Genomic DNA, 17,932 nt, shown 5'->3' with positions numbered 1-17,932 from the left:
ATAATAATTTACAATTAGACGCAAATAAAACATACATCTGTCGTTTTTTGCCATTTAAAGCCACATTTTATCGGTAAAGATGATTTTTAAAATAAAGTTTTTTATTTTTGCGGTCTAATTAAAACTTAAAATTAAAAGATTATGTCAGACATTGCATCAAGAGTAAAAGCGATTATCGTAGACAAATTAGGTGTTGATGAAAACGAAGTTGTAACTGAAGCGAGCTTCACTAACGACTTAGGTGCAGATTCATTGGATACTGTAGAATTAATCATGGAATTTGAAAAGGAATTTGATATTCAAATCCCAGACGATCAAGCTGAAAACATTGCAACAGTTGGTCAAGCTATCTCTTATATAGAAGAAGCAAAATAAGACTTTATTTTTATGGAATTAAAGCGAGTAGTAGTTACTGGTTTAGGTGCACTTACACCAATTGGCAATACCAAAGATGAATATTGGGATGGTCTTGTTAATGGCAAAAGTGGTGCTGCCCCAATTACGCATTTTGATGCTGAAAAGTTCAAAACGCAGTTCGCTTGTGAAATAAAAAATTTCAATGTTACTGACTTTATTGATAGAAAGTTAGCACGTAAAATGGATAAATTTTCGCAATATGCTATGGTGGCTTCAGACGAAGCTATCGCAGATGCGAATTTAGATCTAGATACAATAAATAAGTACAGAGTAGGAGTCATTTGGGGAGCTGGAATCGGTGGTCTTGAAACCTTTCAGGAAGAAGTCCTTAATTATGCAAAAGGAGATGGAACTCCAAGATTCAACCCATTCTTTATCCCAAAAATGATTGCAGATATTGCACCTGGAAATATTTCTATAAAGCATGGCTTTATGGGGCCAAATTATACAACAGTTTCGGCTTGTGCCTCATCTGCGAACTCTTTGATCGATGCACTAAATAATATTCGTTTAGGGCATTGTGATGTTATTATTACTGGAGGAAGTGAAGCTGCCGTGACCATTGCAGGTATGGGAGGTTTTAATGCTATGCACGCCATGTCTACAAGAAATGATAGTCCTGAGACTGCTTCGAGACCATTTGATGCTAATCGCGATGGTTTTGTATTAGGTGAAGGTGCAGGTGCTATTATCCTTGAGGAATACGAACATGCTAAAGCTAGAGGAGCTAAAATCTATGCCGAGGTAATCGGTGGTGGATTGTCTTCTGACGCTTATCACATGACAGCGCCACATCCTGATGGAATAGGTGTTGTTGCAGTAATGAAGAATTGTTTAGAAAATGCTGGTTTAAATCCAGAAGATGTAGATCATATTAATACGCACGGCACATCGACACCATTAGGTGATGTTGCCGAATTAAAAGCTATATCCGAAGTATTTGGCAGCCATGCTAAGAATATCAACATTAATTCTACGAAGTCTATGACGGGCCATTTGTTGGGAGCCGCAGGTGCCATTGAGGCCATTGCTTCTATCATGGCTTTGGAAAATGGTATCATACCACCGACAATTAATCACGAAACGGTTGATGAGAATATAGACCCAGAATTGAATTTAACGCTCAATAAAGCTCAGAAACGAGATATTAAAGTCGCAATGAGTAATACATTTGGATTTGGCGGTCATAACGCTTGTGTATTATTTAAAAAGCTAGACTAAATCCCGAATGCATTTCATTCGTAACATATTAAAGAATTCCCGTTCTCAAGAAGACGGGAATTTTTTTTTACAACTAAAAAAAATACTCGGTTTTAAACCTAAATCTCAATCACTCTACATCAAAGCCTTTACACATCGCTCCATGAATATAAAGGATAAAAAAGGTAATCCTATTAATTATGAGCGCTTAGAATTTGTTGGCGATGCTATGATTAGTTCAGTGATTGCGGCCTACCTCTATGAGCAAGTACCTCATGGTGATGAAGGCTATCTCACAAAAATGCGTTCTAAGGTAGTCAGTAGAGAACACCTCAATGAGTTAGGTAAAGAATTGAACCTTATAGATTTAGTGCAAAGCAGAATCCCTAAATCTAACTTCGGAAATAATATTCACGGCAATCTATTCGAAGCTTTAGTAGGCGCTATTTATTTAGATAAAGGCTTTAAGACTTGCGAAAGATTTCTATACAAACGCGTTATTAATCCTCATGTGGATATCGAGACTCTAGAAGGTAAGGTGATTAGCTATAAGAGTTTGCTTATAGAATGGTGCCAAAAAGAAAAAAACACCTTTGATTATGAGGTCTACGAAGATACGGGAAATGACGAATTAAAGCATTTCTCTGTCAAGCTCAGCATCAATGACAAAGTGGTCGCCAAGGCAAGAGCAACCTCTAAAAAGAAAGCAGAAGAGAAAGCATCGAAGCGTGCGTTTTTTGCCTTTCAGAAACAAATCGCAAAGCATATCTAATCGGGTCTGTAGTTTTATTTTTAAATCTCATGTACTACAACGTTTTCGTAAGTTTTGTAGGCGAAGATTAACCAAAAGTTGACATAATCCACCCATTATTATACTATATTTACTGCTCAAAGTTATAACTGTATGGCTTTACATAAACTTGTAGTTGATGATTTTTATGACGATACCTACAAACTCATAGCTATTCATTGTGGGCTACAAGACTACCGTTTGGCTTACTTACTCAACCAAAGTTTAGGGCTTAATTTAAAGCGTAAATCAGACGATTTGGATTTTGAATATTTAAAGTCTTCGTACAGTATTTTTGAATGGAATAATGCCTCGCAATACGTAACTTGGAATTTGGTATCTAATGTCTGTAAAAAGGAAGAAGACAGTCTTTACAGTACAGGCTTGTTTCAATCTAATGAAAAAGTATTAAAAACATTTAACCTAGTTCCGGAATACAAAAAGGTAGATTATTTTATTAAAATCTCTGATGAGATACAGAATATAAACGATAAATTAATTTTGAATAAACTGCAGAGCATTCCGCAGATTATAACCAGTTACTCGGTTAATCCATCACAAATAAAATCTAAAGACCATTTAATTTTTTAATTGATGTCAAATAAAAAAACAAAAATAGTAGCCACTTTGGGTCCTGCAACGAGCAATAAAGACATTTTAAAGGCTATGTTAGAGGAAGGGGCTAATGTATTTAGGATCAATTTTTCTCATGCAGATTATAAAGATGTTGAAGAGCGCATTAAAATGATAAGGGAGCTGAATGCCGAGTACGGCTATAATGCTTCTATTTTAGCAGATCTACAAGGACCGAAATTACGTGTGGGAACTATGAAAGGTGATGTCATCGTTAACGTAGATGATGAAATTATTTTTGCTACAGGGGAACGATTTGAGGGCACTAAGGAACGCGTTTATATGACTTATGAGAACTTTCCTCAGGATGCCAAGCCGGGTGAACGCATTTTGTTGGATGACGGAAAGCTCATTTTTGAAGTTGTTTCTACAGATGGAACATCTGAGGTAAAAGCAAAAGTGCTTCAAGGTGGCCCCTTAAAATCTAAAAAAGGGGTTAATCTGCCAAACACGAACATTTCTCAACCCGCCTTAACCGAGAAAGATATTGACGATGCTATTTTTGCTATTGGACAGCGTGTTGATTGGATTGCCTTATCTTTTGTGAGGCATGCCGAGGATTTAATGCAATTAGAAGAGTTAATAAAGGAACATAGCGACCATAAAATTCCAATCATAGCTAAGATAGAAAAACCCGAAGCTGTTGAGAATATTGATAAAATTGTCGCCTATTGTGATGGTTTAATGGTGGCTCGTGGTGACTTGGGTGTAGAGATTCCTGCGGAGGAAGTTCCACTTATCCAGAAGCAATTGGTATTAAGAGCAAAACGCGCCAGAATTCCTGTCATTATTGCCACTCAAATGATGGAGACCATGATAACAAGTTTGACTCCAACGCGTGCTGAGGTCAATGACGTTGCCAATTCTGTTATGGATGGTGCTGATGCCGTAATGCTTTCGGGAGAAACCTCTGTTGGCCAATATCCGGTACAAGTCATAAAACAGATGGCGAATATTATTCGCAGTGTGGAAGACTCTCCGTTAATTGAGGTGCCGCAATCACCACCTCATATACGCACAAAACGCTATATTACTAAATCGATTTGTTATCACGCGGCAAATATGGCCAATGAAATTAATGCTAAGGCTATTTCTACGCTGACCAATAGTGGCTATACTGCATTTCAAATATCGGCTTGGAGGCCAAAGGCACATATATTAGTGTTTACCTCTAATGCGCGTATTTTAACGCAATTGAGCTTGCTTTGGGGCGTCGAGGCATTTTACTACGACCGGTTTGTAAGTACCGATGAAACCATAGAAGATGTTAATGCTATTGCCTGTAAGAAAGGCTATCTCGAAGTAGGTGATATGCTGATTAGTTTGGCCGCTATGCCTATAAAAGACAGAGGTATGGTCAATACACTACGTGTTACTGAGATTGAGAGTTGTAGTTTTTAAAATCGATAGCGTATATTCGACTTAAACCATTCTCATATTTATCCATCTCAGACATTAAATCCTCTGTAGTTGTAAAACCGCCTTCTTTAGAGGTCACACTACTACGTCGGCTCGTAAAATAAAGCGTTTCATTAAGTACGAAAGGGCAAAACTCCATGTATTTGGAATTGATCTTATCACCAAGATTTTCTGCTGGACTCCATTCTCCATTTATATGTTTACTGATGTACATATCGCCAGAGCCTAAACCGTCTGGTCGTCGCCAGCCACCAAAAATAATATAGGACTCATCTGGTGTGATAAAGGCATTGTACTCGGCACCTTTGGTATTGACGCCTTCACCCAAGATTTTAGGTTCAGAATACGCACCGTTTTCCCAGGTACTCATAAAGATATCATCGGCAGATTCTAAAGCCTTCTTTATTGTGGTAAAATAGAGATTGCCATTGCGGGCGACCGCTGGATAAAATTCATCACCAGTAGTATTAATAGGAGCCCCTATGCTTTTGGGTTCTGACCAAGCGTCCGTTTTTGTAGTGCGTTCTACATACCAAATATCCATGTCTTTGGTGTTTGTGCTATCTATAGAAACGGGTCTGTTAGACACAAAAAAAAGCTTTAAATTATCGGGAGACAAAAAGGGTTCTAAGTCGGTATAGGTTCCTGAAAAACTAGAAATTTCAGGGTTCTGCCAGGCGCCATCGTGCTTTTCAATTCTCATGATAACCGATAGCTCCCGAGCTGGACTTTGCAATGTAAAGTAAGCTTCATTTTCATCGGTAGTCATTGTAAAATCCCTGATATTGGTAAATTGAGAGAAGATCGCTTCGGCAAAAGGTTGAACCCCTTCTTTAGGTTCGATTTTTGTTTCTGGTTTTGCTGTTTTTTCTTCCTTTACGTCTTTTTCTTTGCAGGAGCTTAGTGCTGTAATTAAAAGTAAAATGATGATCAGATTGTAGAATTTCATGCCTTGATTGTTTGTGTTAGTTCTTTAAACTTAAAAAATTCGGAAGCTTAAAAATCAAACTTTAACTGTACGCTAACAGATTTTTGCTCTTTTTCCAGGGGTTTAGTTTTTTTAGAATCCGTATTTAGATTCGATAAGGAAATGCCTAAAAGCCGTACCGAATTACTGAGCTTATCTTGATACAATAAATCTTTTGCGGTTTCAAGAATTATGGTCTTATCACTGATGTAATAAGGTAAGGTTTTGCTTCGTGTTTGAAGGGTGAAGTCGCTATACTTTATCTTTAGTGTTACTGTTTTCCCGGCAACCTTGCTTTTATCCAATCGTTTGGAGACCTCTTCAGCAATATGATCCAGTTTTTCTAACATAAATATTTCGGAAGACAGATTTTCGCTAAAGGTGCGCTCAGCAGCTAAAGACTTTCTTATGCGATTAGGTTTTACTTCGCTGTTATGTATACCGCGTACCACGTTGTAATAGTAACGGCCAGATTTACCAAAATTCTCGTCTAAGTATTCTAGACTTTTGGATTTTAAATCCTTGCCCGTAAAAATGCCTTTTTGATACATTTTTTCAGCAGTTACCTTGCCTACACCATAAAACTTTCTGATGTCCAAATCTTCCAAAAACGTTATAACATCTTCTGGATTTATGGTTTTTTGCCCATTGGGCTTATTATAATCACTCGCTACCTTAGCAACGAATTTGTTAATCGAGATACCAGCAGAAGCCGTGAGCCCAATCTCATCAAAAATGCGTTGCCTTATTTTCTTTGCAATCAAAGTAGCGCTAGGAAACCCTATTTTGTTTTCAGTGACATCGAGATAGGCTTCATCTAAGGATAGAGGCTCTACCAAATCGGTATAATCAAAGAAAATATGCCTTATGCGATCAGAGATTTCCTTGTAACGGTCAAAACGATGTTTAACAAATATTAAATTAGGACAAAGCTTTTCGGCCAATCGCCCAGACATGGCACTTTTTACCCCGTATTTTCGGGCTTCATAGCTTGCGGCACTAATGACACCTCTTTTACTACCGCCACCAACAGCAATTGGTTGACCTTTAAGTTCAGGATGATCCATTTGTTCTACCGATGCATAAAAGGCATCCATATCAATATGAATTATCTTTCTTATTGGTAAATCGTCGATCATACTGTAAATTTAGGCATTAAATGCTTTTAAAAATGTCTATGGTGACCGAAGAAATTGAGCGTAAGTTTTTAGTAACATCCGAACTATTCAAAAAAGAAGCTTCGAATAGCTATGTGATAAAGCAAGGGTTTTTAAATACTCACGAAGAGCGAACGGTACGTATAAGACTAAAAAATGATAAGGGTTATATAACGGTCAAGGGAAAATCCTCCAAGGATGGTTTGACAAGGTTTGAATGGGAAAAAGAAATTTCTAAGGAAGAGGCTGAGTCGCTCTTAGCCTTATGTGAAAGACCTATAATTGACAAAATACGATATGAGGTAAAGTTTGGTCATCATATGTTTGAGGTAGACGAATTTTTTAGCGATAACGAAGGTTTAATTATTGCTGAGATTGAGTTACAGTCAAAAGATGAGGTTTTCGCAAAACCCAAATGGCTAGGCAAGGAAGTTACTGGAGATATCAAATATTACAATTCGCAATTAAGTAAAGAACCTTATAAATATTGGAAATAATGAAAAGAATAACCTTAGTACTAGTAGTGATTTGTGCGCTTATGTCTTGTAAGAATGAAGATAAAGAGGTAAACACAGTAGAAGCAATTGACGAACCTGCAGAAAACATTGAAACTATTAAAGAACAGTCTATTGCAGAAATCAAGGCCAAACTTGTGGATGAAGGCTTTCAAGTTTTTGATTATATAGATGAAAAAACAAAAGATACGACGTTGATGCAGCAGTACTTCATTGCATTTTTAAAGCGTGGACCCATTAGAAATCAAAATGAAGAGGAAGCCAATAAATTACAAAGTGCGCATTTGGCGCATTTAGGTAAAATGTACGAGTTGGGCTATGCCGATATTTCCGGTCCTTTTGGTGACGATGGCGAGATCAGAGGGATTACGATTTATAACGTACCAACGTTGCAAATGGCCGATAGTTTGGCTAATGCTGATCCTATGGTAAAAGCAGGTCGATTGGTTATTGAAGTTCATCCTTGGTGGGCCGCAAAGGGCTTTCCGTTGAGATAAAAGAAGCGATACGAAATACTAGCGACGATCATATCTTTGAAGTAGATACTTGTCATGGATAACGCCATGTTTTAATACTGGCGGAAGTTGAACCATCTTCAGAAAATAACCTCTTTACCAAACCTAAATGGTTTGGTAAAGAGGTTATAGGTGATTAAGAAATATAATTCAGATTTGAGTGAAAAAACTATTAGTTAATCGTTTGATTCTGATATGACTAAGTTATTAATATAGTTATAGGATGAGGTTACTAATGCCCACGTACCTGTTTTACCATTAAATGAATGAACGATAACAGGATTTTCAACTTGAGTATCTGTATTGGGATCATAAAATGAGGTCCGTTCTTGAAAAATAAAGTTTCCATTTGATGCCATAATCGACTCAATATAATTAAATGTAGTCGTTACGGAAGACCAAGTGCCTGTTTCACTGCTAAATGCATGAACAATAACAGGATTTTCAACTTGAGTATCTGTATTAGGATCATAAAATGAGGTCCGTTCTTGAAAAATAAAGTTTCCATTTGATGCCGTAATCGACTCAATATAATTAAATGAGGTCGTTACCGAAGACCACGTACCGGTTCTACCACTATAGGCATGAACAATAACAGGATTTTCAACTTGGGTATCTGTATTAGGATCGTAGAATGAGGTTCGTTCTTCAAAAATAAAGTTTCCGTTTGATGCCGTAATCGACTCAATATAATTAAATGAGGTCGTTACCGAAGACCACGTACCGGTTCTACCACTATAGGCATGAACAATAACAGGATTTTCAACTTGGGTATCTGTATTGGGGTCATAAAATGAGGTTCGTTCTTCAAAAATAAAGTTTCCATTTGATGCCATAATGGGCTCAATATAATTAAATGAGGTCGTTACCGAAGACCAAGTGCCAGTTCTGCCACTATAGGCATGGACAATAACAGGATTTTCAACTTGAGTATCTGTATTAGGATCATAAAATGAGGTGCGTTCTTCAAATGCAAAACTTGTATTTCTATTGATCTGATCTTCAGAAATTGGTAGATCTTCTAAAATGGTCTCATCTTCTATTGTAGTAACACTTTTTGCATGTAGCGCATATGGAACACTCAACAACTGACTGGTTCCAGTAATGGTATAGTTAGAGCCACCTGCAGGGTCAGTTTCTGATTTTATATAATAGGTGCCATTGCCCCAATCAATTGAAGCAAAGTCATCTGTAGTCGCTCCAGAGCCAATAGATAAGGTAACTAAACCATTTTCATTGGTGTTAACCGTATGGGTTTCAGTATAGACCGCTGTGCCTGTATCTGAGTTTAAAAGTATGCTAATTTGGATACCTACAGAGGTATCTTGGAGTAAGTCACCATCGGCATTACGTACTAAGGCCTGATAGCTCATTAACTCAGGTGCCTGAGCAAAGGATATGAAAGTGATAAAAAATAATAGGACTGTTAAGTATAAGTTTTTCATAGATTATTTTTTTAAAATTTTAAATGATTTGATAATAGCATTGTCTTTTAGAATGTTAAAGACGTAAATTGAAGTTTCCAGTGACGTGAATTCAATTTTGGATTGTAAGGTATTTAATTCTCCAGATGTCACGGTTCTGCCAGATAAATCTGTAATTTGATATCTAAGGTTATCTACAGCGTTTAAATGAACATTCAAGACATTGTCCGTCGGATTCGGGAAGACTTTAAGTGTCAAATCACTATAGTCATTTATACTTAGGACTTCTGAAACTTCGAAAGCTATTTGTGTGCCTACTGAAGTGCTTCCACCTGGTCCACTAGCTTCTTTATAGTGAATTAGGCCAACGGAAAAGGTTACTTTTCCCGCTGATGATTCACTGTCCAAACCAGAAGAAAGCACATGTTCTTGAGCTGACATTTGTAAAGCAAATGCCAATACGGTAAAATAAAATGTAATTTTTCTCATTAAAGCGTTATTTGGTTAATAGGTATTATTGATAAAGATATTCCTAAAAAAAGCCTATCAGTTGATAAAGTGATAGGCTTTAATTGAATACGTTAATATGATATCCGGATACTATTTTTGTGCTTCAGGTCCACCACTAACAATCAAAAACTCAGAGCGTCTATTTTGCTGATGTTCTTCATCGGTGCAGTTTGAACCGCATTTCACTTTAAGATCACTTTCTCCCTTACCTTCGGCAGAGATACGAGACTCATCAATACCTTTAGAAATCACATATTGTTGTGTGCTCTTAGCTCTGCGTTGCGAAAGTCTCTGATTATAAGATTCAGAACCTCTGCTATCGGTATGTGATGTCGCATTAATAACTAAATCCGGGTATTTATTCATGATTTGAACCAATTTGTCGAGCTCAAATGCCGCTTGGGCGGTAATGTTCGACTTATCGTAGTCAAAATAAATTGGGTTCAGGACAATTTCTTCTGGCTTAATAAGCTCCTCTATTGGATCTAAAGAAATTTGAACGGCCAACTCTTCTTCACTTGTACCGTTCACTTGAACTTTTTTGCTTTCAAAATCTTCCATGACCACTTCGAGCTCTGAATCCTGCTCACATTCTACGATAAACTCAGCTATACCTTGCTCATTGGTTGTTTTAGTGACCACTTTATTACCCGAGGCATCGTATAGGGATACAGAAGCACCATTTAAAGGCTCACGCGTTTTATCATCTAATACAGTAGCTGTGATTAAAACGTCACAAAGCGGCTGTAATTTTTTAAAGGCATAGACATCATCGCTACCTTGTCCACCGTCTCTATTAGAAGATACAAAACCTTCTTCAGATTCTTCATCTATGGTAAATGCAAAATCATCACCATTACTATTAATAGGAATACCTACATTTCTTATAGGTGTCATTTTTCCGTCTACTTCTTTTGTATAAAAGACGTCCATTCCACCAAGTCCTAAATGACCGTTAGATGAGAAGTAAAGCGTATTGTTGCTACTGATGTAAGGGAACATTTCCTGTCCTTCAGTATTAATTTTTTGACCTAAGTTTTCAGGCTCGCCGATCGTACCATCTGCATTAATCGGTGCTTTATAAAGGTCAAATAAACCGTAACCACCTGGCATGTTAGATGAAAAATATAATGTCTTACCATCAGGGCTAACCGCAGGGTTTTTTACTGAATAGTTTTGGCTATTGACCGATAAACTCTCAACAGTATCCCAATCTGAACCTAATTTAGTGGCTTTAAAAAGATATAGCTGACCAAATCTTGCATTGCTTAAAGAATCTTTTTGAAAGTCTTTTTCAAAATAACTCTCCCTTGAGAAATACATGGTATTACCATCTGGAGAAAAGGACACTAAACCTTCATGAAACTTGGTATTGATATTGTTATTTAACAAGGTGGCAGCTTGATAGGAACCGTCCGAGTTTTTGGCAATCGAATAGATATCCAAAAAAGGTTCTTCGTTCCAACCGTAGGTCTTACGATTATCATTACGGCCAGAAGTAAAGTATAGTTTGCCGTCATGCATAGTACCTCCAAAATCTGATTGAGGCGTATTAAAGCCAGCATCTTGCACATTGAATTTTTTACCTTGCTCCAAGATTTTAGGTAAATAATTAGGATTCTTTCTAAAGGCTGTTGCCCTGTTATCAGAGGGACGCATTGAAGCGAACTTTTCCATTTGTTGGTTGGACTCTTCATATTTCCCATTGGCCTTAAGCATTTCTGAATACTTGTAAATCAACTCAGGGTTTTGGGATGTCTCTAAGGCTTTAGCGTACCAGCGCTCTGCCTCAACTGTACTGAAGATATTATAATAACTTTCAGCTAACTGAGCGTATACATAAGGGTCGCCTTTACCACTATCAACCAGCTTTTTATAACTCTCGGCAGCTTTTACAAATTCAAATCTTGCAAATTGTTTATCTGCCTTTTTCGTGTCACTGTTCTGAGCAGTTAAGCATAAACTACTCATCAACGCAATAAATAATAATGTTTTTAAGTTTTTCATAATTGTTTAGCTTAACGGATTAAAAGTATCTAGGTGAACGAGAAACACGTTTCGGGAAATTGAGATCAAACAACAACATCACCTCATGAGATGCCGGTGCAAATGCATTAATTTCTGAAGATACGGCATCATAAGCATATCCCACTCTAATAGAAGGGGAGAGCGCAAAATTAACTAATCCAGAAATTGAATCATCTAAACGATAAGAAGCTCCAATTTCAAATTTCTTAAAAAATCGCATATTAAGGTTAATATCCAAAGAAAGTGGCGCACTAAAAGCTGACTTTAAAAGGAAAGACTGTTTTAACTCCGTATTTGGGGATAAATTAAAGACATAACCTCCAGTTAGAAAATAGTGTTGTGTTTCCGACCCAATTTTGTTACCGTTAGAATCTAGATGAACAGATTCTAGAAGGTTAGGAACGGATAATGCGAGATAATACTTATTTGTATAGTAAAAGAAACCTGCACCAATATTAGGCGTAGTTTCATTAATGCCAATACCAAAGAAAGGATCATCTGGATCAATCACAGCGACATTACCACTTGTAAGATTTATATCGTGAAAAGTCGCACCAGCTTTAACGCCAAATGCCAGACGGTGTTCGCCGCCGAGTTTAAGGGTGTAAGAGACATCCACATAAGTATTTGTCTCTGTAACAGGGCCTATTTGATCGGAAATAAGTGATACCCCTAATCCTAAGTTATTACCAATTGGTGCATGTCCGAAAAATGTTCCAGTTTCAGGACCACCGTCTATCCTTGACCATTGATTTCTGTATAATAATCCAAATGAGAGATTTTCTCGAGAACCAGCATAGGCTGGATTGATTATATTCATATTATACATGTACTGCGTGTACTGAGGGTCTTGTTGCCCATGCATTTGAAAAGCTAAGAGCAATACCGCTATAATAGAAAGTTTTTTCATTATAATATTAAGTTGATTCTAGTTAGTTGATTATCTGTTAATGTATACCCAAGCACTACGTGTTTTCGATCCGCCTTCGTAAACTACGGTATAGAAATATGTTCCAACAGGTAGTTCCTCGCCATCATTGGTTTGTCCTACCCATTCATCAACATAATTGTTCCTAGAGTATACTAATGTTCCGTTTCTGTTAAAGATTTCTAGCCTAACGACATCAAAACTACTTAAATCGAAAGTATCATTTTGACCAGGACTAACCCCTGGAGAAATCCCTTGAGGGAAGATACAAGACGGCAATTCCATTACGAAAGTCGAGATTGTATTGGTACATCCTGTAGCATTAAACGTAATTTCGGCTGAATAATCTCCTTGAACAAGCACGCTGTCTAATGTTAAACCATTACCAGCTATAGGCGAACCGTCTAATGACCAGTTTACGGTAACATCGGCTGCAGTAAAGTTATCTGGTGTAATACCAATTGTAATCGGAACAGTAGCATTAGGACACACTTCGTATTCAAAAGAATCATCAAAGGTCGCTAATGGTACAATATTAACTTCTAAATTGAACGAAGTCGTTTCGTGACATCCAGTCGTATTATCCTCAACTCTTACGTAGATAGTTTCTCCACTACTATTATAAGGACTTCCTATAGCTCCTGTATCTTCATCAGCATCATCCTGAGATGAATGATAAGAAATAGTTACGTCGGGACTTGTACTTATCTCAGAATCAAGAGAAGTAAGGTCAAAATCAGTAGCACCATCCACCACACCATCTATATCATCGCAAACAATAAAGTCTAGTGGCTGATTAGCTGCTGGTCGAGCGTTTACAACTAACTCTACTTGAGAAATCTGGTGACAATCTAGGTAACCATCATTAAAAGCTTCAGTATCTTCTATTCTCATGATTAACGTTTCTCCCGATGATGTATATGGGGAAGCTACCGCATCAATGGCATTTTCTGCATTATCGGTCGTCGTATAATAACTTACTGTAAAATCAGAACCTAAGCCTAATGAAGTAGTTAATTCGTCTAAATCAAAATCTTCAACGCCATCAGCACCAGGACCATCACAAAGCGTAATATTGAGCGGATCCACGATAGGAGCTTCATCATATAAGTTGATCTCTGCTACTGCAGATAAATAGATTTCGCTTTGGTCACAAATACCTCCTAAGACCTGAACTTGATAAAAACCAGATTCAGTAACTGTTAATGTTGGGGAATCAGAATCTGGAATAGCAATGAAGTCTCTATACCATATATATTGGTCAACAGCATAAAAGGTACTAGCCGTTAGCTCTATACTCGGGGAGCCGCAAAAGTCAAATTCTCCATCGGGTGTTATAGGATCTTCTATAATATCCTCTACATCCACAGGACCATTTTCACCGGGTACTTGTAAAGTAACATCACATACTACATCACAATTTGTACCATCAACTGGACCCGAATCTTGAGTAAAGGTGTAAAAACCGGCCTGCTGTGAAAAGTTGGTTATTAATATAACGTATGTGGAGTTAGCGGGAACATTGGTCAGTGTGATTGTTTCACTGGCAGTCGCAGAAAAACTACAATCTGCTATGTTTTCCGTCAACAATTCAACACATCCACCTTGTTGGTCTACAAAAGGTCCCCAAACGATAAAATCAATATCTAAAGGTGTGCCCCCTGCAGTGGTTTGGTCCAAGCTAAACACATAATCACCAGCTTCATCAAAGAGAATTGTATTCCATTGTGGATCAGGTTGAGAGCCTAGACAGTCATAATCTAAGTATGGGGGCGCTACCTGATCACCAACAATACTTTCGTATTGGATGGATGGGTCCGCACAAATTGGTAAGGCTTCTAGACAAAAAGTTGGTGGACCCAAAGTACTTATGCATAAATCAAAACTACTTGTTTCGCTTGTAGATCCTGCAGAAAAAATTCTCAAATAATAGGTGTTTCCAACCACCAAGCTAGGCGTAAGACTATTGGTGTCATCAGAACAATACAATTCGGTCAGGTTGCCACAATCACCTTCATAAACTGCATGGTCAATGTTCGTAGTACCACCAGTTATGTTTAGGATATCTATAATTTGTTGGTCTCCCAAGGCTGTAAACTCAAACCATACGTCATCATCTGGATCACCAGAGCAAGAACCACTCGCTACTCCAGACGGAGTCGCTGCAAGGATGGTCCCAGGAGTTGTCGTGTCACAACTTTCATCAGCATTCACAAAGGCCACAGTAGCGTCTATACATTCATCGTTGTCTGGTGGACAAGCCAATACTTCGAAAGAGTCACTACTTATAATACAGTTATTGTCTTGTTCATTCATCACGAAAACCTTAACTGTATTTCCAAATGGGAAAGGACCAGCTTGGTATAAGCCTATTGCTGTTGCTTGTACTGTTGTAGCGTCAAAATCATTGAATATTTCAAGCGATGTTGCATCGCCTAAACTTGTGACATCAACATCAACAAAGAATTGGTCCCCAGCACAATCTGGAGTAACCGCAAAACTAGCTTCAGGTAGGGTACAGGTCAATTGTTGAACATTTACCGTAAAATCTAAAGTAACACCCCAAGTACCATTGTAACATGGATCTGGTGGATCCTGACCAGCATCTGCAGTACCAATACGCATTCTATGCTCACCTAATGGTGCGGTTAATGGCATTACAAACGAGGCATCTAAAGTGGTTGGATTAGCAGCAGTAGATTCGCCAGAAAATACGAGTTCTGTTGCCGTATCAAACACTAAGTCATCATTAAAATCTATCCAAATGTTAGTATCATAGGTAAACCCAGTTGCAAAAGTAACCTCCACATTAGTCTCAACACCTTGGAATACATTGACTACCGGTGATGTCTGATTTTCATAAGTCACATCCCCAAAGCTTGGGAAATCGGTAACACCAATGGTGACATTGGTAACACCTTCACCATCATTACTCGAAGGTTCAGATTGACAATAGCCTGTAAAGAATGACGATGGCCCAGCGAACGAACTTAAATTAGTAGGGTCACATTCGGCTTGTACATAAAAATCATAGTCTGTATCAGACGTTAAGCCTGTAATCACATAAGGATTCGTTGTTACGCCTGTAATTAAAGTTCCTGTACCAGGTGTAAAACCTGAAATACCATATTCTATGTTCCAAACGGTCGATGTTCCCGTTTCTGTCCAGCCTACTTCTGTCTCGGTAAGACTTATACTAGTTGAAGTTAAATTGTCTGGCTCAGGACATGTCGGGATGCCCCTTACCCTGAAGTTGTCGACAAAGACGTCGTTGTCTTGTGGGTCGTCGACGGTACCTTCGGAACCGAGGATACCGAACTGGACGGTTTGGCCTGCATAGGCCTCTAGCGTAAAGACTGCGGTTTCTCCCGTGGGAGGTACTACCGAAGAGCTATCGTATGTAATTAGCGGTGTCCAAGAGGCACCGTTGTCCGTAGTGATCAATAGCTGAACGGTATCGTCTGAACCGAGGGTCCCTGCAGTTGTTGAGCTTGCGAACTCCATGATGCCGAAATCGAACTCTACCTGGAACGGTCCCCCGGTAAGGTCGAAGAAGGGCGATAGTATCCAATCGCTCTTTTCGGCGAGCCAAAGGTTGATCTTATAGGCACCTGTGCCACCGTTGTTTAGGAAGCCATCTTCGGTCCATGCGCCAAAGCCGAGGTCTACAGGTCCGGTAGTGGCATCGCCATTGTCCGCCTCGTCCCAACAATCAGGGATAATCGTATTAAACTGCTCTATATAATCTGGTATAAATACATCACAGGCTGTTGTAAATGTAAAAGGACCAGCAAAATCGCTGGTATCACCACCGCCACAGTCAGCCTGTACATAAAAGTCATAGTCTGTATTGGGTAAAAGACCCGTTACAGTATATGGGTTAGATACACCAGTCGCTGTAGGTACTCCGGTTGGAGCATCTCCAGCAGGGACGACTTCTACATTCCATACCGTAGCTGTCCCATTTTCAGTCCAGCTCAAATCTGCACCGTCGATAGTAAAATTAGATGCGTTTAAATCTATAGGGAAGGTACATGTCGGGCCTTCTTCAAGACAGACGTCCGCTGTCCCCGATTGCCCATCTCTCCATATCACGGCAACATAAGTATTGCCAGGTGTAAGACCGCCGATAATATCGGAACTATCACCATCATTAAAAACATTATTAAAACAGCCTAAGGATGTGCCGCCACAGGCATCTAAAACCTCTAAACCAACTTCGTCCGATCCCGCACCGAAGTTAAATACTACAGAACCAACGGCGGGTGCAGTAAAACTGACCCAATATCCCCAGTTTCCAAAACCATCACAGGTTGGGTTCTCATCGGCAGCATCAATATCTTCAGCGATTGAAAAATCAAAACTCATAGGTGTTGCAGTAGCGCAATCAGCTTCAACGGTCATTGGAAGTGGAGCGGAACAACTAGCCCCTTGAACAGCTGTAGCAAAGTTAAAAGGACCGACAAAGTTAGAGGTGCCGTCTGTTGCACCACAATCGGCCTGTACATAAAAATCATATAAAGTCCCTAATGTTAAACCTGTGAGATTATAAGTTGTTGCTGTAAGTCCATTAACAACGGTGCCAGAACCTGGTGTAAAGCCAGCAGGCCCCCATTCTATGTTCCATAGTGTGGCTGTCCCTACCTCTGTCCATTGAAGATCTGCTGTGGTTTCTGTTATGTTGACAGCAGTTAACATTTCAGGGTCAAAACAGCTAGGAGGTGTTTGAGAGCTTATGGTAGGAGAATCAAAACAAAAGCCCCATTCAAAGCCATCAGCACCGCCAGGACCATCGTCATAAAAAGCCACTCTATACTGAAAGTTTGAGAGCTGACTTGCCGTAAAACCAGCAATATCTAATGGATCACTCGTAAAGCTATCCCTTGTGCCTGTACAAAAATTATCCGTAGGCTGATCGGTGGAAGCCGCAAATTGCTGCCACACTTCCCATGTACTACTATCGGCATCCCAATATTCTAAGTTAAGTACATCGCCCAAATCATTATAAGTATAGTCGACGTTAACAAATAACCATGTTTCCCCTGCTCCGAAAGCAGCTGATAAATCTATGACCGGTGATTCTGCAGCGATGTCATCATCGCTACCGCTACCAGCATCATCATCATCAAAAGCAAAGTTACTTGTAACCGTTGGGTCTGCTTCAAAGGCCGTCGGATCTGTGTTGTAAACGCCTGTAACGGTCCAACTAGCGTTTGGCCATGTTGCAGACTGATTTAAAACTTGTGCGCTCAAAGTAAAGCAAAAGCACATAAGCAATAAAAGTAGAGTAATCTTTCTCATTATTAATCGGTTTGTTAGAAATTATATATTCCTTTATAACACACTGATTATAAAGGAATTGATTTTTTAAAAATAAAACGAGGCTGTTTCTTCCGTAAAAAGCGTTAGTTAGTTACTTTTTAAAGAGA

At 38.7% G+C, this 17,932-nt stretch carries 14 protein-coding genes; 7 read left to right on the top strand and 7 right to left on the bottom strand.

What is annotated here, in order from left to right; all coding sequences use genetic code 11:
* Positions 1-141: 141 nt before the first annotated feature.
* The 5 genes from ACO052_RS02700 to pyk all read left to right on the top strand — a co-directional run bounded on the left by ACO052_RS02700 (position 142) and on the right by pyk (position 4,441).
* Positions 142-375, top strand: a complete 234-nt coding sequence (locus ACO052_RS02700; protein ID WP_008269813.1) for an acyl carrier protein — start codon at positions 142-144, stop codon at positions 373-375.
* A 12-nt stretch (positions 376-387) separates the two neighbouring features.
* On the top strand, positions 388-1,638 hold the full coding sequence (gene fabF / locus ACO052_RS02695) for a beta-ketoacyl-ACP synthase II (RefSeq protein ID WP_422106478.1): 1,251 nt from the start codon (positions 388-390) through the stop codon (positions 1,636-1,638).
* Between the two features lie 7 nt (positions 1,639-1,645).
* Positions 1,646-2,389: a ribonuclease III gene (gene rnc, locus ACO052_RS02690; RefSeq protein ID WP_422106477.1), complete on the top strand. Its 744-nt coding sequence runs from the start codon at positions 1,646-1,648 to the stop codon at positions 2,387-2,389.
* Positions 2,390-2,521: 132 nt separating this feature from the next.
* Entirely contained in the window at positions 2,522-2,998 is a 477-nt protein-coding gene (locus tag ACO052_RS02685; protein ID WP_422106476.1) for an IPExxxVDY family protein, read from the top strand.
* Positions 2,999-4,441: a pyruvate kinase gene (pyk, locus tag ACO052_RS02680; RefSeq protein ID WP_422106475.1), complete on the top strand. Its 1,443-nt coding sequence runs from the start codon at positions 2,999-3,001 to the stop codon at positions 4,439-4,441.
* Here the strand turns inward: pyk and ACO052_RS02675 are convergent.
* Positions 4,413-5,408, bottom strand: coding sequence for a hypothetical protein (locus ACO052_RS02675; RefSeq protein ID WP_422106474.1), 996 nt, complete (start codon positions 5,406-5,408; stop codon positions 4,413-4,415). The two genes, pyk and ACO052_RS02675, sit on opposite strands and share 29 nt — an antisense overlap.
* Positions 5,409-5,455: 47 nt before the next feature.
* Positions 5,456-6,565 (bottom strand): DNA polymerase IV, encoded by a 1,110-nt coding sequence (gene dinB, locus ACO052_RS02670; RefSeq protein WP_422106473.1) that lies wholly within the window; start codon positions 6,563-6,565, stop codon positions 5,456-5,458.
* A 20-nt stretch (positions 6,566-6,585) separates the two neighbouring features.
* Here dinB and ACO052_RS02665 point away from each other — a divergent pair, with 20 nt between their 5' ends.
* The gene (locus ACO052_RS02665; RefSeq protein ID WP_422106472.1) at positions 6,586-7,080 is read left to right on the top strand and encodes a CYTH domain-containing protein; all 495 of its coding nucleotides are present in this window, start codon (positions 6,586-6,588) and stop codon (positions 7,078-7,080) included.
* Positions 7,080-7,595 carry a YciI family protein gene (locus tag ACO052_RS02660; protein WP_422106471.1) on the top strand — a complete coding sequence of 172 codons (516 nt, stop codon included), beginning with the start codon at positions 7,080-7,082 and terminating at the stop codon, positions 7,593-7,595. The genes ACO052_RS02665 and ACO052_RS02660 overlap by 1 nt, the downstream gene beginning before the upstream one ends.
* 194 nt (positions 7,596-7,789) lie before the next feature.
* Here the strand turns inward: ACO052_RS02660 and ACO052_RS02655 are convergent, their stop codons facing one another.
* The 5 genes from ACO052_RS02655 to ACO052_RS02635 form a co-directional block, all read right to left on the bottom strand.
* The gene (locus ACO052_RS02655; RefSeq protein WP_422106470.1) at positions 7,790-9,058 is read right to left on the bottom strand and encodes a hypothetical protein; all 1,269 of its coding nucleotides are present in this window, start codon (positions 9,056-9,058) and stop codon (positions 7,790-7,792) included.
* 3 nt (positions 9,059-9,061) lie between these two features.
* The gene (locus ACO052_RS02650) at positions 9,062-9,526 is read right to left on the bottom strand and encodes a T9SS type A sorting domain-containing protein (RefSeq protein WP_422106469.1); all 465 of its coding nucleotides are present in this window, start codon (positions 9,524-9,526) and stop codon (positions 9,062-9,064) included.
* Positions 9,527-9,637: 111 nt separating this feature from the next.
* On the bottom strand, positions 9,638-11,554 hold the full coding sequence (locus ACO052_RS02645; protein WP_422106468.1) for an OmpA family protein: 1,917 nt from the start codon (positions 11,552-11,554) through the stop codon (positions 9,638-9,640).
* Between the two features lie 19 nt (positions 11,555-11,573).
* Positions 11,574-12,485 carry a type IX secretion system membrane protein PorP/SprF gene (locus ACO052_RS02640; protein WP_422106467.1) on the bottom strand — a complete coding sequence of 304 codons (912 nt, stop codon included), beginning with the start codon at positions 12,483-12,485 and terminating at the stop codon, positions 11,574-11,576.
* 30 nt (positions 12,486-12,515) lie between these two features.
* Positions 12,516-17,804 (bottom strand): fibronectin type III domain-containing protein, encoded by a 5,289-nt coding sequence (locus ACO052_RS02635; protein ID WP_422106466.1) that lies wholly within the window; start codon positions 17,802-17,804, stop codon positions 12,516-12,518.
* Between the last annotated feature and the right edge of the window lie 128 nt (positions 17,805-17,932).

The organism is Winogradskyella sp. (assembly GCF_965228925.1).
Classification (GTDB): Bacteria; Bacteroidota; Bacteroidia; order Flavobacteriales; family Flavobacteriaceae; genus Winogradskyella.
The sequence above is the reverse complement of the archived record's forward strand: the minus strand, read 5'-3'. Positions and strand labels throughout refer to the sequence as shown.